Origin of the sequence: Leptothoe sp. PORK10 BA2, from assembly GCF_034932105.1 — a bacterium.
In the GTDB taxonomy this organism is placed as follows: Bacteria; Cyanobacteriota; Cyanobacteriia; order Phormidesmidales; family Phormidesmidaceae; genus Leptothoe.
Map to the genome: position 1 here is coordinate 1 of NZ_JAYGIG010000024.1, position 23,932 is coordinate 23,932.

The following is a 23,932-nucleotide window of genomic DNA, read 5'->3' on the forward strand; positions in this document are numbered from 1 at the left end:
AACGACCGCTTGGTCAAACGATATCAACCACAGGCAACGGGGGGTTGACTGGCAGATGAAGGTCGATGATGCTCGCTGTAAGCTAGCCTCCGTTTACCCTAAAATTAAGCTTTGACACTGCACTAGGCTACCATGAAATCTATTACGCAAGAGGTCTAATGCCCCAAAAGGTCTATCTGGCCTCGGATTAGCTTTGCATTGGGCTTGCCCATAGGACCTATACGCCTCCTCTCCGCCAACAAGGTTAGTGGGACAGTCACAAGTTTTCCAACTATGCCGACGATGGCAGCCCGAGGCAAGACAGGCTGACCCAGACGAGCCATGTAATCGCAACCGTCCATTCGCCCCAGACCCATCAACATTTCGCCCAAGCAACACAGACCTTGGCAAACCCGAGGCTACAGCAACTGATGCTGAACTAAGCTTTGCCTCGGCTCGTCTTTATAAAGCATTCACCGGTCAAGCCCATGGACGCCAATGGATAAGCAACCTGAGCCCAGAAAACCCACCCACCAGATGGTTCAATCTTTTTTGAAACTTCAAAATAGTAGCTGATATTGAGTCTTCAAGCCTGGGAAAATTTAGAGTGCCTATTAAAAATCCTCTGGAAACTAGTTTTTGCCCCATACAGGGGTATCAACAGAGCAAATAACGTTTAGTAAGTTAGGGGTTATCCGTAGTTTAAACATATTCATGAAATTTTATAAAGCATTGCCGTATCTATCTTGTGAATATATTTAAGTAGCGATGAATAGAGCAGTTAAACACCGAAAAAATGAACCTCGAATTTTAATTGTCTCCGTCCGAGGATTCCGCCTTCACGTAGCTAATTGTGGTATTTACGAATTCGAAGACCTGATCTGCGATTTAGAAAGCGCCAAACTCTACGCCCCTACCCAGGAGTTCGACCTAGCTAGAAAAATATACCGCCTTGCCAAATATGCGACTGGTTCCGACACTATCGCTAGCGCTCTTGCACCGTTCCCAACAGAAGTCGTACTAGAAAACGAATACGACTTGCTGTTCGTCGTTTGCGATAATCCTTGGCAACTACATAGGCTGGGAGCCATCAAAAACTGGCAAGATAAATGCCGACATAAGGCTTGCTATGTTATGGAAACATGGAAGCTAAATTTTAATGACTGGCGTTTAGCCTACGAACCATTTAAGAATTTTGATCATATTTTTGCTGGCACAATCCACTGTGTTGAACCATACTCAAACGTGACAGGATTGCCTTGCAGTTACCTGGCCCCAGGGGTTGATACCCTTAAGTTTTGTCCCTATCCAAACCCACCCCAGAGAATGATTGACGTTTGTGCTATTGGGCGTCGTCCTGCAGAAACTCATCAGTCACTGTTTCAATATTCTCAGCAAAACAATAACTTTTTCTATTATTACGACACGTTTAACAATCCTGGAAAGTTGGAGATTGGCAATCCTCGAGAGCATCGTGCTAAGTTAATCGACGTCTTACAGCGAAGCCGCTACAATATTGCCGCCCATGCCAGGTTTGACGCCACAAGTGAAACAGGTGGGCAGCAAGAGATTGGGTTTCGTTATTTTGAAGGTGTGGCTGCGGGCACGGTATTGGTCGGCATGCCCCCCATGGGTGATGTGTTTCCCCATTATTTTGATTGGGAAGATCCGATCATTAAGGTGAATCTGTTTGAGCAAGATGTGCTTGAGGTCATTCAAGCACTCAATGCACAACCTGAGACGGTTGAACGTATGAGGCGTCGGAATGTGGCGAATTCTTTGCGCAAGCATGATTGGGTCTATCGCTGGCGAGATATTTTAGCCACATTTAATTTAGCACCCAGCCCAGCCGTGATTGAACGGGAGAACCATTTACAGCAGCTGGCTTGCAGGATTGAATCGATTGATATGCCTGTAGCCTGTTAGGAGCAGACGTCACTCACGCCCCCTCACGTCTGGTGTATGGTGGGCATCTGTGGTTTAAGTATGGGTTTATCGCTAGATGGGCGGAGAGGTAATGGATGGTAAACACAGTCACATTTAGCAACGGCGATCAGATGCCCATGTTGGGCTTTGGCACATGGAAATCGGCCCCTGGGGGACTGAAGTATAAGCTTAAGCTTGCGATCGCAACCGGATATCGCCGGTTGGGATTAGGCCCATGGAAAGGTGCCCCTGGGGATGTGTATAGTACGGTGAAGGATGCGATCGCAGCTGGATATCGCCACATTGACTGTGCCCATGTCTATGGCAACGAAGCTAATATTGGTCGTGCCTTGGCTGACTGCTTCAAAGCAGGTATCGTGACCCGAGATCAGATGTGGATTACCTCCAAGCTGTGGAGCGATTGCCATGAGCCAAAGGAGGTGCAACCCGCTGTAGAGAACACCCTCGCCAATCTGCAGCTAGATTATCTAGACCTATACCTGATGCATTGGCCCGTTGCCATCCAAAAGGGAAGTACCTTCCCCGTGACGCCAGAGACCCTGATCTCCCTCAAGGACTTACCCCTTTTAGACACCTGGCGAGCAATGGAATCCCTTGTGGATAAAGGACTGTGTCGCCACATCGGGGTGTCTAATTTTAGCATTGCCAAATTACAAAATCTGTTGGACAATGCCCAACGACCGCCAGAAATGAACCAGATTGAGCTACATCCTTACCTGCAGCAACCATCGATGTTAGATTTCTGCCACAAAAACAATATTCACCTAACGGCCTACTCTCCCCTAGGCTCCGCCGATCGCCCTGCAAGCCTCAAAACAGCAAACGAGCCGATTTTATTAGAAGAGCCCACCATTGCAGCCATTGCCAAAAGCCATGGGGTGACCCCAGCCCAAGTCCTCCTGAGCTGGGCCATGCAGCGGGGCACTGTGGCCATTCCAAAGTCCTTCAACCCGGAACGAATTCGTCAAAATTTAGCCTCTGCCGAGGTGGTGCTGACTGCCAAGGATATGCAAACCATTACAGCGCTCGACTTAAATCGCCGCTATGTGGATGGGGCATTTTGGCAAGTGCCAGGGGGGCCCTATACAGTAGAAAATATTTGGGATCTGTGATGCTGGGATAGGGCCGTCTTGATTAAATCAGGATGGCCTTTCGACAATAAAATGCTTCTGCATATTTATCAGGTGCATTAGATTCAATTCCACGCAGTCTTAAAATTGACGAAAACGTTTCCTCGTCAAACCATTGCTTATTGGACTGGGTTTGAAAGTGTTGCATTAGATATGCAACCTTTCGCTGATAGAGCGATTCATCCAGATGCACAAAAAAATTGGGATTCCCCAAGTCCCCATCATATTTGGGAATCTCATACTCTAAAATCATATGATTACGAAATGCATTCCAAGTCAATTCAGAGATTAGCCGATGATCTTGATGGAGATCATTTCGATAGTGCGTCAGGATTAGGTCAGGAGAAAAGTCTTTACTGAGTTGATCAAAAAACTCTTTGATTTCTATGCCAATATATGGGAAAAAACGCTCTCTAAATTGTTGAATGATAATAGTCTTTTTATGTGCCTTCTCCAGAAAGCTGTTTGCACTGGCTAAAGCTTCCTTTTCTCTATGTCCATCTGCCGAAAAAACCACCCAACAAACCTCAGCATCTTGAAACTGTTCCATCATTTTCAAGATGGTGCCACCACAACCGATTTCAATGTCATCACTATGGGCACCGAGACAAAGGATACGGCGAAATGAATTGCAATCTTGATGGTCACGGATTAGTTTTAGCATAACGAGTTTTGAAGATAACAGAATAGATGATTCGATGGTGGTTTATTTTATAGCAATCATTGTCACTATCCCAGAGAAACCGTTGGCTGAGCAAATTCGTATGCCCCCGTAGCCATGGGCAAGCCCATCTTCAACGGAGTTGCCAACACACCTAGCCAGCATCCCCTATTCCCTACGGGAAGGCGACTCTGCTCGGGGGATGCTTATGCCATCAGCTAAATGCATTTAGCTGATGGCTATAAAATGACTGTTGTTATCTGATTTTTCTCAAATTTCTCAAGATGCTAGAGCATTGGGCACGTTTTGAGAACTGAGTTTTTTTTGCATCTCAGGCTTTAGACTGTTTCCTGATATTTCTGGATGAGATTCCCATATCGCCCAAGGGGTATTTCCCTTGGCATACATTTCGTCAAATAGCATCTTCTCTTTCAAAGTATCCATACATGCCCAAAAGCCAGGATTTTTGTAGGCGACGAGTTGTTTCTGCTGAATCAATCGTTGGAATGGCTCAAGCACTAGTTCTTCACCAGGATGGATGTAATCAAATATTTCTTTCCTAAGAGCAAAGAAGCCCCCATTGATCCATAGATCTGAATGTCCTACAGACTGAATATTTTCTACAACTCCATCTTCATTGTTTACAGCAACAACATGGAATGATTGTGAGGGTTGCACTGCCATGAAGCTAGCAATTTTGTCTTGTTGATGGAAATAATCAAGATATGCATTCAGATCAAGATCGCTGAGGCCATCTGAATAATTTGCTAAAAAGATATCCTCTCCGTCTAAATAAGGCTGAACTGCGACAAGCCGTTCTCCAATATTCCGGTTTCGACCAGTTTCAACGAAGGTGATTTTCCAGTCTTCCATGTCAGTGGTATGTAGCTCAACATCCTTACCACCTTTAGATAGCGTAAAGTTGTTTGACAAACACTCGTCATAGTTAAGAAAATAATTCTTGATATAGTCGCCTTTATAACCCAGACACAGAATGAATTCCTTGTGTCCAAAGTGAGCGTAATACCGCATCAGATGCCAAATAATTGGACGATAGCCAATTTCGACCATTGGCTTGGGAATAGTTTCAGAATATTCTCTTAATCGGGTGCCTAAACCACCACAGAATAGGACAACTTTCATTTTTTTGCTCCTTATGCTTTTCTACATTTATCGTTTTGCATTAATCCAAAATCCAGGAAGAACCTAAATAAGTGGTAGAAACTTAGGTTTTATCTGAACCTCACTCGAGCTTACGTACTGACTGAACTCAAACAAACCTTTAACAAGCCACTATTTGCAAGGGCAAAGGCAGCATTTTTAATAGTCGAAAAATTCAAGTTAGAACGTTCAGCAATATCGAGCAATGTGTGTCCTCCATCGGACAGATTTAACACCCACAACATGGCCATGCGATCCTCAGGCGTTGTTTGTTTACCTCCCATTGTGCTGTAAAGGCCACGCTTACCGAGTTGTGGCTCACATTTGGGATTAGTATTCAAATATGTGTGGTTATTTTCTAAAACATCGATCACAGTCAGGTACGTTTCGAAGGAGTTGACTAAGGCAGATGCTTGCACAAAGTCTAAATTGTCAGCAGAGGTATGATATTCAGGATAGGTGCCAAACGGAGTTCTCGTGAGGCTGCCAACAGGTAAATTGAATCCAGGTGAGCAAAATTGTCGTTCATCATACCCGTACGGTGAGAAATCAGAAATTGTATATTCCTGGGGCAAATTTTTCAGGACATGGCTCACTACCCGATCAATTTCCGCAGTACCACGACGACTTTTTTTGTAGGTTAAATGGCCTGAGTCACCAACATTAGAAACAGTCAAGCCATGCTTAATGGATGAAACGCGATGCTCATTGAGACTCAACCAAGTAATAGAACCAATGGTGCCTGGAATAAAGATAAAACGATATGAGTAGCGTAAAGGCTTTTGACTCAGGTATTTTGCCAGAAAGGTTACGAGGGCTATGCCTGAAAGGTTATCGTTACAGAGCGAGGGGTGGCAGCTATGGCAACACAGTAAAACTTCATCGGTTGTTTCCCCTGGCAAAAGCAATTCACCATAGGTGAGAGAACCTGGCTCTAAGGAAGAGTCAATATAGACTTCATATTCACCTTCTGGAAGCGATTTTAGGATTCGATCTGGCAGACAAAACCCCCAAGTTTCCTTATAGTAAGATGTGCGGTAGGGAATCCAATCAGGTTGATCTGGCATTGAAAAAAGATGTTCTTTTAGCTGAGCAAGAGGCATCTTTTTATGAATTGGAATGCTGTAATTTAGAATGTGCAAATTTGACTCTTGAAAATCAATAATTTTCTTGCCTGTTTCATCCTTGATATAAGCATCACGAATATTCCATTCTTTAGGCACTGTCCAATCAAAAACAGATGTATCTGTAGGAACCTCATGAATCTCTAGAGGGATATGTTTCTGGATAATCTGTAGTGTTTTTCGTACGCCATTGCCAGTTATGCTACGGCAAATTGGATATAGCTCACCTATCAGACTGTACATCTCCAGCCCTAAGCAACTCATATCCATTGATTTCGTATCAAGATCCACAGTCATAATCATGATTCTGGAATACTCTAAGTGTGTTTTATTACAGACCGTATTCAGAAAATATCCAAGGCTAAAAAATCAGCAGGGATGAAGTCCTCATATTCTTGATCTCGTCTTGACATCAAACTAACTGGCTCAGGCCAATCAATATTGAAAATAGTCTCATTCCAACGAATTCCTCGGGCATGTTCTGGGGCATAAGACTCTGATATTTGATAGAAAATCTCGGTGTTATCCTCTAAAGTCTGAAAGCCATGGGCAAAGCCTTTTGGCACATATAAAGTTTTTTGATTGTCAGGCGTTAATTCGGCAAAAGTCCACTGAAGATAAGTTTCAGATGAAGGGCGCAAATCGATGATGACATCATATATTGCGCCCCTCGTACATCTGACCAGTTTTGTTTCGGCAAAGGGAGGCAGCTGGAGATGCATGCCTCGCAAAGTACCCCGCTTAATATTGAAGGAAATACTGCATTGAAATACGTTCGGATCTAATCCATTTATTGAAAACTCTTCCTTACACCAAGTCCTTGCAAAGAAGCCACGCTCATCCTCTAACCTTTCTGGTTCTATGATGTACGCATCTTTTAAGTGGGTAGGAATAAATTTCATTTCTAAGGATAGATTGTTACTTCTGGAATCGGTACGACAAATTTTCCGCCCCATTCACGGATCACAGCCATTTGCTCGATGATTTCGTCCTTAACATTCCAGGGCAAAATCAACACATAATCCGGCTTTGTCTCTGTGATTTTATCGGGATGATAAACGGGAATATGGGTGCCTGGCAGGAATTTCCCATGCTTATAGGGATTTTTATCAACCGTATAGTCAAGGAAATCCGTGCGGATGCCGCAATAATTGAGGAGCGTATTTCCCTTGCCAGGTGCGCCATAGCCAACAATGGTTTTGCCTGCTTGCTTGGTCTTAATTAAAAAGTCTAGAAGCTTACGCTTTGTTTCTCGCACCTGTTCATCAAAATGGGTGTAACGTTCCAGGGATGTAAACCCAGCTGCAGCTTCTCGCTGTCTGAGGTCAATGACGCGATCGCCCACGGGCTTGGACCCATCCTCGGTGTGCCGCGCATAGATGCGTAACGAGCCCCCATGGGTGGGCAATTCCTCCACATCAAAGAGGGTCATGCCATGGGCGGCAAAGATGGTTTCTAGAGTGCTCAGGCTGTGATAGAAAAAATGCTCGTGATAAATGGTATCAAACTGATTCGATTCCATTAGGCGCATCACATGTTGAATCTCTCCGGTGAACACACCCTGGGGCTTCATCAAGATTTTGATGCCCGCAATAAAATCATTGAGATTCGGGACATGGGCTATAACATTATTGGCGGCAATGAGATCGGCAGATTTACCCTGCTGCACCAGTTTCTTCGCACAGTCTTCCCCAAAGAATTCATTCAGGGTGGGAATACCGTTTTCAACGGCTACCTTAGCGATGTTCGTGGCGGGTTCAACGCCTAGAACCGGAATCTTCTTTTCTACAAAATACTGGAGGAGATACCCGTCGTTACTGGCCAGCTCAACAACGTGACTAGTTTCGTTTAGGTTAAACCGCTCAACCACTTGGTCCGCATAGGCTTTACACTGGGTCAGCCAAGTGTCACTGAAGGAGGAAAAATAAGCATATTCAGTAAAAATATCTTCTGGGCTAACGTAGGCCTCTAGCTGTACCAGAAAACAATTGCTGCACACCCGGACGTGGAGGGGATAGAACGGCTCCATTTGGTTGACTTTGTCAGCACTGAGGATGCTTTCACACAGGGGCGACATGCCCAAATCTACTAGAGTATGGGTTAGGGGCGTTCCGCAAAAGAGGCACTGGGGACCGTGCTCAGAAGACGCTTTGGTTATTTCTTTAGGGGCAGTTTGCTGGCTCATATTTGTTTGATTTCCAAGTGGTAGCGCTAATAAAAGAGTTTAAAGGCCTTACATCAATTGAGTAATGGCCGCTTCCGTGACCTGTCGCATATTCGCTCCAGATTGATAGGACTTAGTCCATGTGATGATTTGTTCCAATCCCTGGTCTAGGGAAATTTTCGGGCTCCAGTCTAACTTCAGCCGTGCTTTGGCACAATCTAAGCTGAGGGAATGGGCCTCATGGGGATGGTAGGCTTGGTCCTGTTCCCAGGTTGCACCGTTTTCCCAGAGAGATAACAGTTTATCGACTAACCAACCAACAGGCTTAACATCCGACCCATAGGGGCCAAAGTTCCAAGCCTCAGCGAAGGCAGGGCCTTGGTTATAAAGCTTCTCTGCCAATATTAGGTAGCCATTTAGGGCATCTAATACATGTTGCCAAGGGCGGGTGGCATAGGGATTACGAATTTGGACTGGACGCTGTTCTAATAGGGATTGAACAATATCTGCCACGAGTCCGTTTTGGGTCCAATCACCGCCGGCGATCACATTTCCGGCCCGGGCGGTTGCGATCGCAACGCCATGCTCCGCATAATGACTCGCATTAAAGAACGAATTTCGGTACGACTCCGTCACCAGCTCAGCGCAAGCTTTGCTATTGCTATAGGGGTCATAGCCACCCAACGGATCCACTTCCCGATAGCCCCATACCCATTCTTTATTTTCGTAGCATTTGTCCGAGGTAATATTTACCACGGCCTTAACCCCACCAACTTGTCGAATGGCCTCCAGCAGATGAACCGTGCCCATGACATTGGTCTGGTACGTCGATACGGGATCTGTATAGGATGTATGCACGACAGACTGAGCTGCCATATGAATCACAATTTCTGGCTGAAAGTCAGCAACAACCTGGTGTAATGTTGCACCTTCGCAGATATCACCAATGATGGACGTCATGCCACTTGCGACATGGGCGATCTCAAATAAACTCGGGTTTGTAGGTGGTTGCAGTGCATAGCCGAGGAGATCAGCACCAACGAGTTGCAGCCACAGCGACAGCCAACTTCCCTTAAACCCTGTATGACCTGTAAGTAATACACGCTTTCCTATCCAAAAATCAGGATCCATTGCACCTCTGAGAATGGCTTATTTCCATTAAGTTCTAAGTTCTATTTTTTAAGCAGTAGTGGGGATTTATACGTAGAGACGGCGACGTTTGGATTTTAGTTTCTACCGGCTAAAAATAGTTACACAAATAGTTCCAACTTTTGTAAAACCGCATCAGGTTGTCGGCAGGTGACTCACTTCACTCAAGCGTTTTGTAGAGACTCGACCCTTGGCGCAACACATCGCTCTTCCCCGCAACATATTTCAGGCTGCGGAGAAGGGCGATCCCATTCTCTTTTTCAACTTTTTTAAATCCTCTGATATGCCCCAAACAGGAGGCTTAAATACTCACTTATCCCTTGGCCAATCGCTCACACACAAACTCTTCCATTTCTTCGTAGAGAAACTGAAGTTTGAGACCCGACTCAATATCGGTGGCTTGACCGCTCAGCTCCATCAGTTCCCCCACCCGATTAGCAATCACTTCACTGGAATCGTAGAGGGTGTCAGGCGCGACGCCCCCCCGTCGACCGGCTTCTAGAAAGGTGGCTTCCAGGTCTTCCCGCAAGTAGGCCGGATTGATAATCCCGTTGGGAAAGCTGATCGCCAGGTACGCACGGCATTCTAGCTCCATGCGATCAACGCTGTTACCCAGCAGGATGGAGTAACCTTCCTGATTGACGGTGGTTCCCACCTCGGGGGTATTTTCGGCAGGAATCACCTGGGCCATAGTTGGAGCCACGGTTGGAGCCACGGAGAAAGCTATAGTGCCAAGGGCGGAGAGCAAAAGCAGTTTCATAGGTCAACGGGGGTTTAGGGAAGCATGCCGGATGAGAACCTAACCAGATACTATATCTTTACACTGATGTAACCACGGGTTTTTCCGGGTTTTTAGCTTGTTTTTAGCTTGCCTTAATGGTACCAGCGTTGTTTATGCAGATTACTCCGCCCCAAAGTCCCAACACTCCGATTCATCCCATTTTTGATCGCCCCTGGTATCGCAGGTTTGAAGCCTGGTTAGGGGAGTCATCCCCCTTGGGCAATGTGCCCATTTTTCCGGCGGACACCTTTCCCTGGGCAGCTAACCTGGAAAAAAATTGGGAGGTAATTCGTCAGGAGCTGGATCAGGTGTTGGCGGATGTCAATGCCCTGCCTAGCTTTCAGGACATTATGCCGCGCCAGAATCGGATTAGCCCAGATCACAAGTGGAAAACCTATTATTTTTGTACCTTTGGTTTTAAGGCGACCAAAAACTGTGAGCAATGTCCCCAAACTTGGGCACTGCTGAAAGATATTCCCGGTTTAAAGGTGGCCTTTTTTTCTATTTTGGCACCGGGTAAACATATCCCCGAACATCGAGGCAAACACAAGGGGCTGATCCGCTATCACCTGGGGCTGCGGGTGCCTGAACCCAAGGAGGCCTGCCGGATTCGGGTGGATCACAGCATTGTCCATTGGGAAGAGGGCAAAAGCCTGATTTTTGATGACACTTACTACCACGAGGTGTGGAATGACGCCGACGGCTATCGGGTGGTGCTGTTTTTGGACATTGAACGTCCGTTTAACGCGCCCCTATCTTGGTTGAACGCCGCTGTTTCCCAACTCCTGGCCCTGTCGCCCCAGGTCAAACAGGCGAAGGAAAACTACGAAAATTTTGGCCGGTAGGGGCATTGTATGCCGGTAGGGCGATGTCCTGACCCTACCACCAGCGTACGGCCAGCATGGAGAGTTCAGGCAAGTCGTCTTCAGCGGGCCATGCCATCGGCTTGTAGGTGCCAAAGACGTGGTCCCACCAGTCTACGGCGAGGCCAAAGTTGTGGTGCCACATGCCGTACTTGTGGTGTACATAGTGGACGGGCATTTTCATCCAGAAGCACTTGCGAGGGTTTTCGTGCTGCAGTTGGTGAGCGTAGGCGGAAAACCCAGAGTACACTAGCGCACCGAGGGCCCAGCCCAGGCCGATGGTGAGGGAAAAAATAAAGGGGATGGCCATTGCGATCGCACTGCCCAAAACATAATCCCGAAACTCCCACACCACCCCCTGGCCCTCATTGCGCCGATGGTGATCGCGATGACGCTGACCGACCTTGGGGGAGACATGCATGAGCCGGTGGAGCCAGTACTCAACAAAACTAGCAAACACAAAGGCAGCGACAAAGCTAAGGGCAAACACGAGTGGCTGGGGCATGGGTAACTCCATTAAGGATGCAGGCGAGGGGAAATGCGAGCCCATCAGGGCACGGCTCCATCCTATTATTGTGAAATATTTTACGAACACAAGACAAATTGTAAAGTATCCCTTTGCGTCCTTAGTCCGTAGCCCAGCTTCCCTGACCTATTCCCTAACCTGTGACCCCATCCCTATCCCTATTTTCCATGGCTGCCCAGTGGCAGCAGCGGGCATTTACTCGCCAGTTACCCCAGGTCCAAACCATTCAGGCCAAATTTCTCCAAAAATTACTCAAGGAACAGCAAGGAACGGCCCTGGGCCAGGCCCTCCAGCTCCATCAGGTGAGTACCCTAGAGGAGTTTCGCCAACGGGTGCCCCGCTGGGACTACGATGGCTATGCTCCCTACTTTGAGCGGGCGGCGGCGGGGGAAAGGAATGTGGTATCGCCGCTGCCGGTGCAGGTGTTTAACATGAGCAGTGGCTCCACCGGTAGCCGCAAACTGGTGCCCATTACCCAGCGGGTGAAGCAAACCCGCGCCTATGCCAACCAGGTAGCCATGGGCTATGCCTTTGAACAGGCTCAGGGCCTGGGCCAATCCGTCGGTCAGTTACTGCTCACCACCTGGATTACGCCCCTGGGCCAGACCAATGGCCAGATTACCTATGGTCACGTCAGTGGCAATCAGCTCCGCACCACCCCATCGTTTGTCTTTAACCGGCTGTTTGTCCAACCCTATGACGCCCTGTTAGTGAGCGATACCGCTGCACGTAACTATGTTTGCCTATTGTTTGGCCTGGGGCAGGAGCGCTTGGCTTACGTGGCGGCCAATTTTCCCCTGATTATGCTGCAGCTATGCACCTATCTGGAACGGTTTGGACCAAACCTAGTGGATGATCTGGGCCGGGGGACGATTTCCCAGGACATTGACCTGGCCCCAGACCTACGGCAACGCCTGGAGGCACGGCTTTCCCCCCAACCCCAACGGGCTAAACAGCTGCACCAACTATTGGACCACCAGGGTCGTCTGCTGCCCCGCCATGTGTGGCCCCATTTAGCTTTTTTGATCACGGCTCGGGGGGGACCGTCCGATTTTTACCTGGAGCGGTTTGCCGAATACTTTGGTAACACCCCTGTGTTTGGGGGAACCTATTCGGCCTCAGAAGCGGTATTTGGTAGTTGCTGCCAACTGGATCAAGACGGGGCCATTTTGGCGCTGAAGACCAATTTCTTTGAGTTTATTGCCCCCGACCAGTGGGAACGGGACCATCCCACCACGTTGCTGCCCCACCAGTTAGAAATCGGTGAATATTATCGCGTCTTGGTGACTAACTATTCCGGTTTCTGCCGCTACGACATTGGCGATGTGTTGCAGGTAATCGACATGCGCCAGGGGGTGCCGGTGGTAGTCTTTCGCTATCGCCAGGGGGGCACCCTCTCGGCCATTACAGAGAAGACGACGGAATACCACGTATCCCAGGTGATGGCAGCCCTACAGGGAGACTCGTTCGACTTAGCCATTGAGGATTTTTGTGTCACCCTGTCGGAGTCCCTGGTGGAGCCCTATTACATTCTCAATGTTGAACTGACGGATACGGCACGGTTATCTGACCCTAAAGCCTTTTTGCAAGCCTTTGACCACAAAATGCAACAGGCCAATGAGTCCTATGGGTTGAAGCGTCAGAAAAATGACATTACGGCTCCCCAGCTGAATGTTTTAGCCCCCGGCAGCTTTAAGCAGCTGCGACAACAGCGGTTAAAGCCCGGTGCCTTGGATGATGCCCAGGTGAAACTGGCCCACATTAGTTGCGATCGCACCCTGCTCCAGGATATTCACATCACCCATCAGTTTCGCTAGTATCCGTCCTCGGAGGTTGCCTCCCATCACCCTTGTCATCAAGCTATATGGGGACTATATGGGGACCAGAGGGTTAGAATGGTTACCTCTGGATAGGATAAGCCAACATGGGCAGTGCAGTAGAGTTTATCGATGAATTTGACGTCATCGTCATTGGGGCAGGGCATGCGGGCTGTGAAGCGGCCTTAGCTGCGGCCCGGCTGGGGGCTCGGACGCTGCTGCTCACCCTGAACCTGGATCGCATTGCCTGGCAGCCCTGTAATCCGGCGGTAGGGGGGCCAGCCAAATCCCAGGTCACCCATGAAGTGGATGCCCTCGGCGGCGAGATTGGCAAAATGGCCGATCGCACCTATTTGCAAAAGCGGGTGCTGAATAATTCTCGGGGTCCTGCCGTGTGGGCCTTGCGGGCCCAGACCGACAAGCGGGAATATGCCGCCATCATGAAAACCATCGTAGAAAACCAGGAGAATCTGGTGTTGCGCGAGGGCATGGCAACAGATTTAATCTTGGGCGAAAACGACGATGTAGTAGGGGTGAAAACCTACTTTGGCGTTGCATTTCGCTGTAAGTCAGTGATTCTCACCACGGGCACTTTTCTGGGTGGGGTGATCTGGGTGGGGGACAAGTCCATGGCCGCTGGCCGGGCCGGTGAATTTGCGGCGGTGGGGCTAACGGAAACCTTGAATAAGTTTGGCTTTGAAACCGGGCGGTTAAAAACGGGCACCCCGGCCCGCGTGGACCGCCGCTCGATCAATTTTGATGTGCTGGAGAAGCAGCCCAGCGACCCAGACCCCAACTGGTTTAGCTTTGACCCAGAGGTATGGGTGGAGCGGGAGACCATGGACTGTCATCTCACCCGCACCACGGCAGAAACCCATCGCATTATCCAGGAGAATCTTCATATGTCGCCGATCTACGGTGGCTGGGTAGATTCTAAGGGACCGCGCTACTGTCCTAGCATCGAAGACAAGATTGTTCGCTTTGCGGATAAAGAGAGTCACCAAATCTTTTTAGAGCCCGAAGGCCGCACCATTCCCGAGATTTATGTGCAGGGGTTTTCCACCGGTCTGCCGGAGAGCATTCAACTGGCCATGCTGCGCAGTTTGCCGGGGCTGGAAAACTGCGCCATGCTGCGTCCGGCCTATGCGGTGGAGTATGACTACTTACCCGCCACCCAATGCTTCCCCACCCTAATGACAAAGAAAATTGAGGGGTTGTTCTGTGCTGGACAAATTAACGGCACCACGGGCTATGAAGAAGCGGCGGCCCAGGGTTTGGTGGCGGGGCTGAATGCGGTGCGCCATACCCTGGGGGAGGAGATGGTGATCTTCCCTCGGGAGGGTAGCTACATTGGGACGCTGATTGATGACCTTTGTACTAAGGATTTGCGGGAGCCCTATCGCCTGCTCACGTCCCGGTCGGAGTATCGGCTGATTTTACGTTCAGATAATGCGGACCAGCGGCTCACCCCCTTAGGTCGGGAAATTGGCCTGATCGATGATCGACGTTGGGAGTTATATACCCGCAAGCAGGCAAATATTGCGGCGGAGAAGGAGCGGCTGCACAGCACCCGAGTGAAGGCCCATGACCCCATGGGGCAGCAGATTGTGGCGGATACGGGACAGAAGATTAAGGATGCGATCTCACTGGCCGAGCTGCTTCGCCGTCCCCAGTTCCACTACGGTCAGTTAGAGCACTATGGCCTGGGCAACCCAGACCTGATGCGGGCTGAAAAGGAAGGGGCTGAAATTGACATTAAATACTCGGGCTACATTCAGCGACAGAAAAAACAGATCGAGCAGGTGGCCAAGCAAACCAATCGCAAGTTACCCCAAAACCTGAACTACATGGCCATTGATACCCTATCCATGGAGGCTCGGGAAAAGCTAACCTCCGTACAACCCTTGACGGTGGGACAGGCCACCCGCATCGGTGGGGTGAATCCGGCGGATATTAATGCACTGCTGGTGCATTTAGAAATTAAAGACCGTCAAAGAGAGGCCGTGGCCCCATAGGACTGGGGGGGCCCATCATCACAAAAGCCACGGGCGAGGGGCTTCCCGTGGCTTTTGTGGTGACGAACAGACTATTTAACCTATCTTTTCCAGTAGGTTTGCTTGATCCAACGGCGCATTTCGTCCGCTGAGTCGGTGTGCAGCATTTGACCGGCCTGGGGATTGTAGGCATACCAGCTGGTTTGCCCTTTGGCATTGACCGTTTGCTGAATATGCACCTTAGTCCAATCACTGAGGGTTTCAGCAAACCCCATCCACAAGGACTGTAGCCAATTGTCTACAGACTGCGTCGTGGTGAGGCTGGTGAGTTGCTCGTATTCCCGCTCCAGGGCGGTGACTAACTGCTGATTTTGGCTAGCTTTAGCCACTTCTAATCGGCGGGTTAGTAAAGTTAATAAATTGGCTTGATGGGTGGATTTAACCTGCTGAGGGTCAACTGTTGTAAAAGTCATTGCGATGCGCCTCCTATGGAATTACGACCTTACACCTTATCTTATTCCAAATGGGAAGGAAATTAAAATTTCAGTATATTTCAATACAAAACCAGGATTACTTGACATAAAAAAATATCCCGATGGGGTTGGTTGACCCACCGGGATACGGTCTGCTGTAGTTTGGATCGGAGTTAGTTGTCTAGACCCCTAGTGAGGGACTAGCCAGCTAGAGCCTTTCAGCGGCATGGCCTAACATCCACGGACGGGTACCGCTGCGGGCACTTTGATTGACCGGCTTAGCGGGCTCACCTTTGCGTTGGACTAGGCGGGGTTCTGGGGTGCCTATCTTTTGCATGAGGCTGCCTGACCCTAGGCTGATATTGGGGGCCGTGAAGATGCGGGATGCGATCGCATCACAATCAGGACAGGCCCTGGGCATGCTGGTCTCCGACATCTTGTGCCATACCTCAAACGGCCCACAGTCATCACATTTATAGTCATACAGTGGCATTGGCTCCGCTCCTATGTGGGTAAAATCGGCCGATCAAAGATCGCCGTCGGCAAGGCCAACGTACAACAGGCATTGGGAATATCCACAATGCCACTGACACGACCCTCCACGGGGGCACAGCTCAGCAGCAAATAGGCCTGTTCCCCGGTATAACCAAACTTCTTCAGATACTCAATGGCATTTAAGCAAGCCTGGCGATAGGCAATGTGCACATCCATGTAATACTGCTTGCCCGAAAACTCATCCACCGAGATGCCTTCGAAGACCAAGTATTCTGAATAGTTGGGTTCCACAGGACCGGGCTTAAAGATCGGGTTGACCATGGCATATTTGTCCATGCCGCCCTTAATGATGTCCACATGGATGTCGATAAATCCCGACATCTCAATGGCCCCACAGAAGGAAATCTCACCATCTCCCTGGGAGAAGTGAATATCCCCCATGGATAGCTTTGCGCCCTCCACATAGACCGGGAAGTAAATACGAGTACCGCGAGAAAGGTTTTTAATGTCGCAGTTACCGCCATGCTCCCGAGGGGGTACAGTACGGGCCGCTTCCGCTGCGACGCGTTCGTACTCCGAGGCGGGCAACTGTCCCAAAATGGCATTGGTGGGGTTAGGTAATGCCGCTAGCACGGGCTGATCGCCCGATAGGCCCGCACCATAGGTGCGCAGGTCGGGGGCAGTGGCCACCAACTCGGCTTCCCGCTTATTCCACTTGGCCAATAGCTCATGGGATGGCGCACAGCCAATCAGACCCGGGTGGGTGATGCCAGCAAACTTAACGCCAGGGATATGGCGAGACGACGTGTAAATCCCCTGGAAATCCCAAATCGCTTTGGCGGGCTCAGGGTAGTGATCGGTGAGAAAACCACCGCCATTTTTCTTGTCAAAAATGCCGGTGAAGCCCCACTCATCTCCCTGGAGCGCCCCAATGTCCACCAGATCGACCACCAGAATGTCACCCGGTTCCGCTCCATTCACCCAGATTGGGCCGCTGAGCACGTGGACTACGGTGAGATCAACGTCACGAATATCGTCGGGACTATCGTTGTTCTTGATTTGGCCGTCAGTCCAATCCTTACATTCAATCCGAAAAACATCCCCTGGATTCACGGAGGCAACGGCAGGAATATCAGGGTGCCACCGATTGTGACCGGGCAGTTCCTGCTCCGACATCGGCTTCGTAAGATCAACTTTAAAGAGAGTCTTAGGCATGGCGTCTACTCTTCTAACAACTAAGTTTGCTTGTAGATCAAATATGTGAATGGGACCCTAGAGAACCGCAGTCTCGGTCAGGCGTTCTCTTAAGAATGAACATTCAGACAACCTAGACGATATCTTCAGAGATTTTCCATCAATAAATGGCCTCTGATTGCCTTTGATGGGAAAAGATTAGCTTAAAGCCTGATCTAGAAGAGATCGTTTTTCCTAGGGAATTTACCCGATATGACAGTAACTTTTATTACTTGATGGAGAATGTCGCCATTGCTACAAAATCAGCTTTTATTTATACAATTAACTGTTGAAAATCTTGGCGGAAAACAATCCATTTCCTATTAACTGGCAGGCTGGATTGTTTTTTGCGTAACCCGTGATTATCAAGGGGATTTTGATGTTAGTAAATGGACAAAACATCGAAATTTAATCCCATTAAATAATGTTAAATTCACTAATTGAATCCCATAAAAAAGCAGAGATTCATTCATCTGAATCTCTGCTTTTTTATGGGAGATAGCTAACGAATTAACGGTCCGTTCTGGCTGTGGGGTTTATACCGCCAAATAACGGTGCAGCAGTTCGTCAGTAAGCAGGTCAGTGGTCCCCCGCTCAACAATGGCACCCTTCTCCATGATGAAGAATTTCTGGGCTAACTTACGGGCAAATTCAATTTTTTGCTCGACAACAACGACAGTAATGCCCTTTTCTTTGTTGATTCGGCGCAGAGTATCTTCAATCTCTTGAACGATCGAGGGCTGAATCCCTTCCGTGGGCTCGTCTAGCAGCATAATTTTAGGGTTGCACATGAGGCCTCTTGCGATCGCAAGCTGCTGCTGCTGTCCACCACTCAATAAACCACCCTGACGTTGCAAATGCTCATTGAGCATCGGAAAGAAGTCAAAAATCTCGCTAGGAATCTTATTCCCCTTCTTCCCACTAGCACTAAAGCCCATCTTCAAATTATCCAAGACAGACAGATAGGGAATAATCTCCCGACCTTGGGGAATATAGGCAATGCCCTGGCGCGCACGCTGATAGGTGGGGGTTTTGGTAATATCCTTGCCCCCAAAGGAAATGGTCCCACTGTTGGGGGTATTCAAACCAATGATGCTACGCAACAAAGTGGTCTTACCCACCCCATTACGCCCCAACAGGCACACAATGTCCCCTTCATTCACAGTCATGCTGATATCAAATAGAACAGGCGTTTGGCCATAGCCAGCTACCACCCGATCCATCTCAAGCAAAGACTTGGTTGCAGTTGTCGATCCATTCATCTCAAGCAGCGGCATTGATTGTTTCACGACCTAAATAAACCTCTATCACTTTGGGATTGCTCTGCACTTCTTGCACCGATCCTTCCGCCAAAACACTGCCCTGATGCAACACTACGATGCGTTCGGCAATCTGTTTGACGAATTCCATGTCATGCTCAATTACCACCACAGAGTGGGTCTTGGCGATACTTTGAATGATTTCACCAGTCATGTAGGTTTCATCCGTCGTCATCCCCGCCGTCGGCTCATCCAACAATACGATGGACGGATCCTGGGCCAGAACCATGGAAATCTCAACCCATTGCTTTTGACCATGGGATAAGGACGAAACTTGATCAAAGGCTTGGTCGATCAAGCCCGTACGCTCTAGTACGTCATAGATTTTGCCTTTCTTGGCCGGCGTCAACTTGGAAGTGATGGACGCTAAAATCCCATGGGCCCCCTTCAATGCCAACAAGATGTTGTCAAAGACCGTCAACTCGTTATAGACATTAGGGTTCTGAAACTTACGACCAATCCCCAGGCGAGCGACCTCATGGGGGCTCTTATTGGTGATCTCCTTGCCATGGTAATAAATATGGCCGGAAAACACTGGAGACTTACTCACGATGGCATCCAGAAGCGTGCTTTTGCCAGCTCCATTCGGACCAATGATGGTCACAATCTCACCGTCATAGACATCCAAGTTAACGCCGCTCAGGGCCTTAAAACCTGAAAAAACAACATTTAAATCCTTTACGGACAAGACCGCTTCCATTTAATCAAGCCTCTTCAGCGTTCTGGTAATCATAATCTATCACTTACAGCCTGACTCAGACTGTAATCAAATTGACGCAACCCTTGACCGGCAAAATGTAATTTACTCCCCAAGGGCTAGTTTTTGACCGTAGTAGCAACCGGTGCTATGGGTGTTGGCTTAGATAAGTTAGCCAAGCTAAACTTCTTGGGCAATAGGCTCATCAGACCATTGGGAATAAACAAGACCACAATCAGCAACAAAATACCAATCATCAGCTGCCAGTCCTGGGTAACCTTCTCCGCATAGTTTTGCGCCTGTCCTAGGAGCATCGCCGCCAGCAATGGGCCAATTAACGTGCCCCGACCGCCAATGGCCACCCAAATCACTACCTGGGTACCAAAGGCCACTGCCAAGTAGACAGGGGAAATAAATCTGTTCAGGGGAACGAATAGCCCCCCAGCCACACCCGCCATAGCCGCGGAAAGGGTCCAGATGAAAATTTTATATTGAGCAACGTCGTAGCCTAGAAATGAAATACGATTTTCGTTCTCATTAATCGAGCGCAGAATCAGGCCAAAGTTCGACTGGGTCAGCCACCAGCTCAGGACCAACACAAAAGCGGTGTAGGCCAAAATGATGAAATAAAGCCCCATGGCAGGAATTTCTATCCCAAACAAGGCCAGTTTGCTGACATCCGTAATGCCATTGGTGCCACCGGTATAGGCCTGCTGACTGATGAAAAAGGTGGTCAACGCCGAGGAAAGAGCCAGTGTAATGATGGTGATGTAAACACCACTGACCTTAGATCGAAAAATGAAATAGCCCACGATGTAGGCAAACAGCGCTGGCACGCCAATCATGGCAAGGAAGGCGATTGGAAAATATTTCAGGGGAGCAATAAACCAGGGCAAAACCTCTAGGCCATTCCACACCATAAAGTCAGGCAGCTCACCGCCGTAGTTGTTGTTCGCTGCGGAGAGGTTGAGCTTCAAATAATAGGCTGAAGCATAGCCCCCCAGGGTAAAGAAAATGCCATGGGCAAAGCTTAAAATACCCGTAAATCCCCAGACTAAATCCAAGGAAATAGCCAGAGTCCCAAACAGTAAAAGCTTCGACACCAGAGCGAGTTGAAACTCCCCCATAACGAAGGGAAGGATGATAAATATCAGCAATCCAATACCGCTAATAGCAGCCAGTTTCGTTGGAAACGTTGACTGCTTGTAACCCATCACTACATTTGCCATATCCAACTCCTAACGATGATCTAGACCGCGATGTTAAAGAAATAATACTGATCCCCAAAAAGGGTTTCTGTATGCCCTAAGTCCGTTTTTGAACGGTAAATAATCCTTCGGGGCGATATCGAATCAACACAATCACCGCAGCCAGCACCAAAACCCGAGCGGTTGGGTCATTGATAATAAACGCGATAATGGCATTGGATTCACCAATTAAAAATGAACCTGCCAAAATACCGATTAGTTTGTCCACACCTCCGGTCACTACTACCATCCAGGCATCGACTAAGTAGTCTTGCCCCATGGGAGGTGCAACGGTTTTGAGCGCAGAAATAACAGCTCCAGCAATTCCCGCCAAACCACAACCGTAGGCAAATGTGCCCATGTCCACTAGCTTAGTGTTAACGCCTAGACACTGCGCCATACTACGATTTTGGGTGACGGCCCTAATCTGACGACCCCAAGACGTCCCGTAGAAGAGGTACATTGTTAGGCCTAACAGTGCTAATGCAATCCCGATAATGAACAGACGATAGTAAGAAATAGCAATTAGGGGGGAGCCAGCAGCATCCGTCAGAAAAGTAATGTTACCTGACAAATAAGAAGGAGACTTTACATACTTCAGCTGAGCGGTAAATATCAGTTTGACGACGCCCTGAAGCACAATACTCAATCCCCAAGTTGCCAAGAGCGTTTCTAAGGGACGACCATATAAGCGACGAATAATGGTCAGCTCAACAATCGCTCCAATAATTGCCGTACCTAGAAAGGCAAAGGGAATCGTGAGCAGCAAATCCATCTTGAAGAGGTCTTGCATTAAGAAAGTGATGTAAGCCCCCAGCATAATAAATTCACCATGGGCCAGGTTGATGATCCGCATCACCCCAAAGGTGATGGATAGGCCTAACCCTGTCAGAAGTAGAATGCCTACAATCCCAATCCCATTCAAGGCCTGATTGAGAATAGTGGAAAGCTGAACCCCTCCTTCTGCGGCCTCTTCTTGGGCTAGCAGATAGAGGGGCGATAACATTGAAGACAAGGCAAAGTCCAGCATGGTACTCAGGAATATGGCTTACAAAATCTTGAACTGGATAGACGTCCTAATAATTATTTAGGTCAAATGTCCTAAATAATTTAGGAAAATAGAAATATCGGCGTTACTGATGCTCGGGAGGGTTTAATCTAAAAAATCCTGGCATGACGCCTTCTATAATCAAATAGATTAAGCCACCTAAATCAGCAGCGGCGAAACATCTACAACAATCAGTCGGCAGACCTCCAGAGGAAACTCTGCCAACAGATTGAAGAATTAAACTAGATCTGATTAAAAATCAGTCTTAGAGGAACTGAGGAACTAGATCCTTACCCGTTTCCTTGGTCGGATCGCTGCGATCGTCAGGAGTTGGGTGTACACACTCACGGCCTTTGTAGAGGGCCTGACTCCAAGGAATAGGCTTAACGGCTGAATCAGTGGAAAACACAATTTCGGCCTGGCCGTCTTCCTTCCACTTACCAATCCGAGAATAGAGATAGGTGTGGTAGTTGTCCGGGTCTATTTTCACCTTGCCCTGGGGAGCGTTAAACTCTTGTCCCCTGGTGGCTTCCCGCAGCGTTGCTGTAGTGATTTCGTCGCCTGCTTCTAGGATCTTCTTCATCGCCTGGGCCATAAAGAAGGTTTGCAAGTAGGCGGCTTCCATTACACCGTTAGTCACACGGTCGTCACCAAACATCGCCTTAAACTGCTCAACAAACGCCTTGTTTTCAGGCGTTTCAACAGTTTGGAAGTAGTTGAAACTGGTGAAGTGTCCGGCTGAATATTCAGGACCCATGGCCTGAATCTCTTCCTCTGTGGTGGGGTACGCCATGATGGGAATATCTTCAGCGTTGATGCCCGCATCTTTGTACTGACGATAGAATGCTGGAATACTGTCACCCACCAGGTTACTGAGGACAAAATCAGGCTTGGCGGCCTTGATTTTGTTAATGATAGTAATAAATTCGGTGGTTCCTAGGGCTGCATATTCGTCACCCACAGCGCTACCGCCTGCTTTCTCTAGCTCAGCGATCGCAATCCGGTTACTTTCCTTGGGATAGATGTAGTCAGATCCGATAAAGAAACCCTTGGGGCCAAAGTTTTCGTAGCAATAGGGAATGGAATCCGTAATCTGCTGGTTAGGTGCAGCACCTGTGTAGAAGACGTTGGAGCTACACTCGTTTCCTTCGTAATAAACCGGGTAGTAAAGGATGGAATCCTTCTCTTCAAAAACCGGGAGTACGGATTTACGACTAGCCGAGGTATAACAACCCAGGACACAAACAACCTTATCTTCGGCAATCAGACGCTTCGACATTTGGTTGTAAAGGTCCCAGTTGGAGTCAGGGTTGACCACAATCTTCTCAATGGTTTTACCAGCAATACCGGCACCGTTGGCTTCCCAGGGGCCTGTACCCGTATTGATTTGCTCCAGGGCCAAGAAGGTGGCATCCTGCAAAGACTTTTCAACAATCGCGATGGTGCCCGTAGTGGAGTACATAACCCCCACTTTGATCACGTCCCCACCACCAGCTACTGAGGCGTCGCCACCACCAGCATCGGTAGCAGTGTCGCCACCGCCACCGCCACAAGCTGCTAAAACGCTTGTAGTGGCGGCTAGGGAGCCGTATTGAATAAATTTGCGTCGACTGAGATTGCTTGAACTGCGGGAATTTGTCATAAAAGTTGCCTAACCTCACACATCATAAGAAACGAGCTACAAACCTTGGTTAAACCCTGGGGTCGAACCCTGGGCCTAGGCCAAGAAAACAGCTTAGCGATTTACCCTAGCATGCTATTTGCACTCAGAAGCCTATGGGCTCATTGCCCATCGAGAACACGTATCGCTACACTCACTCATGGTGTTACCAGTGGAGCATCCTACCTACAGCTAGGCAGAACCACTGGATACCCATGAACTTTATATACTAATACAGCTGATTTTTGTCGCCGATGATACAAAAAGGGGATCCCAGGGCTTGGTCTGATGCATTCTTTATGAGCTCTGAATTTTCGTAAATTCAAAGGATGGGAAATGTTAAGGACTTCGTTATCTTGCGATGGGTCTTTAAAAATTAACTATCTTTTAATTTAAGTTCTGTATTGGTTTTTACCAGCCTTTCCTGGCTTGTGAGTCAAGGTTCTGTTGTATCTAAATTTACA

21 protein-coding genes are annotated in these 23,932 nt (G+C 48.5%); 5 read left to right on the plus strand and 16 right to left on the minus strand.

What is annotated here, in order from left to right; genetic code table 11:
* Positions 1-747 precede the first annotated feature (747 nt).
* Together VB741_RS08470 and VB741_RS08475 are read left to right on the plus strand one after the other, a co-directional pair.
* The gene (locus tag VB741_RS08470) at positions 748-1,905 is read left to right on the plus strand and encodes a glycosyltransferase (RefSeq protein WP_323364728.1); all 1,158 of its coding nucleotides are present in this window, start codon (positions 748-750) and stop codon (positions 1,903-1,905) included.
* 95 nt (positions 1,906-2,000) lie between these two features.
* Positions 2,001-3,038, plus strand: coding sequence for an aldo/keto reductase (locus VB741_RS08475; RefSeq protein WP_323364729.1), 1,038 nt, complete (start codon positions 2,001-2,003; stop codon positions 3,036-3,038).
* Between the two features lie 22 nt (positions 3,039-3,060).
* Here the strand turns inward: VB741_RS08475 and VB741_RS08480 are convergent, their stop codons facing one another.
* From VB741_RS08480 to VB741_RS08510, 7 genes are all read right to left on the minus strand, one after another.
* On the minus strand, positions 3,061-3,720 hold the full coding sequence (locus tag VB741_RS08480) for a PIG-L deacetylase family protein (RefSeq protein WP_323364730.1): 660 nt from the start codon (positions 3,718-3,720) through the stop codon (positions 3,061-3,063).
* Positions 3,721-3,996: 276 nt separating this feature from the next.
* Positions 3,997-4,860: a glucose-1-phosphate cytidylyltransferase gene (locus VB741_RS08485; RefSeq protein ID WP_323364731.1), complete on the minus strand. Its 864-nt coding sequence runs from the start codon at positions 4,858-4,860 to the stop codon at positions 3,997-3,999.
* A gap of 110 nt (positions 4,861-4,970) precedes the next feature.
* Complete coding sequence (locus VB741_RS08490) at positions 4,971-6,299, minus strand: DUF4910 domain-containing protein (RefSeq protein ID WP_323364732.1); 1,329 nt, start codon at positions 6,297-6,299, stop codon at positions 4,971-4,973.
* Positions 6,300-6,346: 47 nt separating this feature from the next.
* Positions 6,347-6,904 (minus strand): dTDP-4-dehydrorhamnose 3,5-epimerase, encoded by a 558-nt coding sequence (gene rfbC / locus VB741_RS08495; RefSeq protein WP_323364733.1) that lies wholly within the window; start codon positions 6,902-6,904, stop codon positions 6,347-6,349.
* 2 nt (positions 6,905-6,906) lie between these two features.
* Positions 6,907-8,187 carry a class I SAM-dependent methyltransferase gene (locus tag VB741_RS08500; RefSeq protein WP_323364734.1) on the minus strand — a complete coding sequence of 427 codons (1,281 nt, stop codon included), beginning with the start codon at positions 8,185-8,187 and terminating at the stop codon, positions 6,907-6,909.
* 48 nt (positions 8,188-8,235) lie between these two features.
* Positions 8,236-9,297, minus strand: a complete 1,062-nt coding sequence (gene rfbG, locus VB741_RS08505) for a CDP-glucose 4,6-dehydratase (RefSeq protein WP_323364735.1) — start codon at positions 9,295-9,297, stop codon at positions 8,236-8,238.
* 331 nt (positions 9,298-9,628) lie between these two features.
* Positions 9,629-10,075 (minus strand): hypothetical protein, encoded by a 447-nt coding sequence (locus VB741_RS08510; RefSeq protein WP_323364736.1) that lies wholly within the window; start codon positions 10,073-10,075, stop codon positions 9,629-9,631.
* 134 nt (positions 10,076-10,209) lie between these two features.
* Between VB741_RS08510 and VB741_RS08515 the strand changes: the two genes are divergently transcribed.
* Positions 10,210-10,941, plus strand: a complete 732-nt coding sequence (locus tag VB741_RS08515; protein WP_323364737.1) for an aspartyl/asparaginyl beta-hydroxylase domain-containing protein — start codon at positions 10,210-10,212, stop codon at positions 10,939-10,941.
* Positions 10,942-10,975: 34 nt separating this feature from the next.
* Here VB741_RS08515 and VB741_RS08520 read toward each other — a convergent pair whose 3' ends face one another.
* Positions 10,976-11,464 (minus strand): sterol desaturase family protein, encoded by a 489-nt coding sequence (locus VB741_RS08520; RefSeq protein WP_323364738.1) that lies wholly within the window; start codon positions 11,462-11,464, stop codon positions 10,976-10,978.
* A 161-nt stretch (positions 11,465-11,625) separates the two neighbouring features.
* On the opposite strand from VB741_RS08520, the gene VB741_RS08525 reads away from it, so the two are divergent.
* Both VB741_RS08525 and mnmG read left to right on the plus strand, forming a co-directional pair.
* Positions 11,626-13,302, plus strand: a complete 1,677-nt coding sequence (locus VB741_RS08525; protein WP_323364739.1) for a GH3 auxin-responsive promoter family protein — start codon at positions 11,626-11,628, stop codon at positions 13,300-13,302.
* A 107-nt stretch (positions 13,303-13,409) separates the two neighbouring features.
* Complete coding sequence (mnmG, locus tag VB741_RS08530) at positions 13,410-15,317, plus strand: tRNA uridine-5-carboxymethylaminomethyl(34) synthesis enzyme MnmG (RefSeq protein ID WP_323364740.1); 1,908 nt, start codon at positions 13,410-13,412, stop codon at positions 15,315-15,317.
* Between the two features lie 80 nt (positions 15,318-15,397).
* On the opposite strand, the gene VB741_RS08535 is transcribed toward mnmG, so the two are convergent.
* The 8 genes from VB741_RS08535 to VB741_RS08570 form a co-directional block, all read right to left on the minus strand.
* On the minus strand, positions 15,398-15,769 hold the full coding sequence (locus VB741_RS08535; RefSeq protein ID WP_323364741.1) for a hypothetical protein: 372 nt from the start codon (positions 15,767-15,769) through the stop codon (positions 15,398-15,400).
* Between the two features lie 208 nt (positions 15,770-15,977).
* Complete coding sequence (locus VB741_RS08540; protein ID WP_323364742.1) at positions 15,978-16,262, minus strand: FmdB family zinc ribbon protein; 285 nt, start codon at positions 16,260-16,262, stop codon at positions 15,978-15,980.
* 11 nt (positions 16,263-16,273) lie between these two features.
* Positions 16,274-17,479 (minus strand): formamidase, encoded by a 1,206-nt coding sequence (fmdA, locus tag VB741_RS08545; protein WP_323364743.1) that lies wholly within the window; start codon positions 17,477-17,479, stop codon positions 16,274-16,276.
* 554 nt (positions 17,480-18,033) lie between these two features.
* Positions 18,034-18,759 carry an urea ABC transporter ATP-binding subunit UrtE gene (gene urtE, locus VB741_RS08550; protein ID WP_323364744.1) on the minus strand — a complete coding sequence of 242 codons (726 nt, stop codon included), beginning with the start codon at positions 18,757-18,759 and terminating at the stop codon, positions 18,034-18,036.
* A gap of 1 nt (position 18,760) precedes the next feature.
* Positions 18,761-19,516, minus strand: coding sequence for an urea ABC transporter ATP-binding protein UrtD (gene urtD, locus VB741_RS08555; RefSeq protein ID WP_323364745.1), 756 nt, complete (start codon positions 19,514-19,516; stop codon positions 18,761-18,763).
* Between the two features lie 116 nt (positions 19,517-19,632).
* A complete protein-coding gene (urtC, locus tag VB741_RS08560) occupies positions 19,633-20,742 on the minus strand; it encodes an urea ABC transporter permease subunit UrtC (protein WP_323364746.1) in 1,110 nt (369 codons plus the stop codon).
* Between the two features lie 76 nt (positions 20,743-20,818).
* On the minus strand, positions 20,819-21,790 hold the full coding sequence (gene urtB / locus VB741_RS08565) for an urea ABC transporter permease subunit UrtB (RefSeq protein WP_323364747.1): 972 nt from the start codon (positions 21,788-21,790) through the stop codon (positions 20,819-20,821).
* A 283-nt stretch (positions 21,791-22,073) separates the two neighbouring features.
* Complete coding sequence (locus VB741_RS08570) at positions 22,074-23,450, minus strand: ABC transporter substrate-binding protein (protein ID WP_323364748.1); 1,377 nt, start codon at positions 23,448-23,450, stop codon at positions 22,074-22,076.
* Between the last annotated feature and the right edge of the window lie 482 nt (positions 23,451-23,932).

What these genes read in the sequence shown, in the direction of transcription:
- urtE (WP_323364744.1), bottom strand. Translation starts at nt 18,759, where the DNA reads ATGAATGGATCGACAACTGCAACCAAGTCTTTGCTTGAGATGGATCGG.
- rfbG (WP_323364735.1), bottom strand. Translation starts at nt 9,297, where the DNA reads ATGGATCCTGATTTTTGGATAGGAAAGCGTGTATTACTTACAGGTCAT.
- VB741_RS08500 (WP_323364734.1), bottom strand. Translation starts at nt 8,187, where the DNA reads ATGAGCCAGCAAACTGCCCCTAAAGAAATAACCAAAGCGTCTTCTGAG.
- VB741_RS08535 (WP_323364741.1), bottom strand. Translation starts at nt 15,769, where the DNA reads ATGACTTTTACAACAGTTGACCCTCAGCAGGTTAAATCCACCCATCAA.
- VB741_RS08480 (WP_323364730.1), bottom strand. Translation starts at nt 3,720, where the DNA reads ATGCTAAAACTAATCCGTGACCATCAAGATTGCAATTCATTTCGCCGT.
- VB741_RS08510 (WP_323364736.1), bottom strand. Translation starts at nt 10,075, where the DNA reads ATGAAACTGCTTTTGCTCTCCGCCCTTGGCACTATAGCTTTCTCCGTG.
- VB741_RS08485 (WP_323364731.1), bottom strand. Translation starts at nt 4,860, where the DNA reads ATGAAAGTTGTCCTATTCTGTGGTGGTTTAGGCACCCGATTAAGAGAA.
- VB741_RS08520 (WP_323364738.1), bottom strand. Translation starts at nt 11,464, where the DNA reads ATGCCCCAGCCACTCGTGTTTGCCCTTAGCTTTGTCGCTGCCTTTGTG.
- VB741_RS08470 (WP_323364728.1), top strand. Translation starts at nt 748, where the DNA reads ATGAATAGAGCAGTTAAACACCGAAAAAATGAACCTCGAATTTTAATT.
- urtB (WP_323364747.1), bottom strand. Translation starts at nt 21,790, where the DNA reads ATGCTGGACTTTGCCTTGTCTTCAATGTTATCGCCCCTCTATCTGCTA.
- urtD (WP_323364745.1), bottom strand. Translation starts at nt 19,516, where the DNA reads ATGGAAGCGGTCTTGTCCGTAAAGGATTTAAATGTTGTTTTTTCAGGT.
- rfbC (WP_323364733.1), bottom strand. Translation starts at nt 6,904, where the DNA reads ATGAAATTTATTCCTACCCACTTAAAAGATGCGTACATCATAGAACCA.
- urtC (WP_323364746.1), bottom strand. Translation starts at nt 20,742, where the DNA reads ATGGCAAATGTAGTGATGGGTTACAAGCAGTCAACGTTTCCAACGAAA.
- mnmG (WP_323364740.1), top strand. Translation starts at nt 13,410, where the DNA reads ATGGGCAGTGCAGTAGAGTTTATCGATGAATTTGACGTCATCGTCATT.
- VB741_RS08515 (WP_323364737.1), top strand. Translation starts at nt 10,210, where the DNA reads ATGCAGATTACTCCGCCCCAAAGTCCCAACACTCCGATTCATCCCATT.
- fmdA (WP_323364743.1), bottom strand. Translation starts at nt 17,479, where the DNA reads ATGCCTAAGACTCTCTTTAAAGTTGATCTTACGAAGCCGATGTCGGAG.
- VB741_RS08475 (WP_323364729.1), top strand. Translation starts at nt 2,001, where the DNA reads ATGGTAAACACAGTCACATTTAGCAACGGCGATCAGATGCCCATGTTG.
- VB741_RS08570 (WP_323364748.1), bottom strand. Translation starts at nt 23,450, where the DNA reads ATGACAAATTCCCGCAGTTCAAGCAATCTCAGTCGACGCAAATTTATT.
- VB741_RS08540 (WP_323364742.1), bottom strand. Translation starts at nt 16,262, where the DNA reads ATGCCACTGTATGACTATAAATGTGATGACTGTGGGCCGTTTGAGGTA.
- VB741_RS08490 (WP_323364732.1), bottom strand. Translation starts at nt 6,299, where the DNA reads ATGACTGTGGATCTTGATACGAAATCAATGGATATGAGTTGCTTAGGG.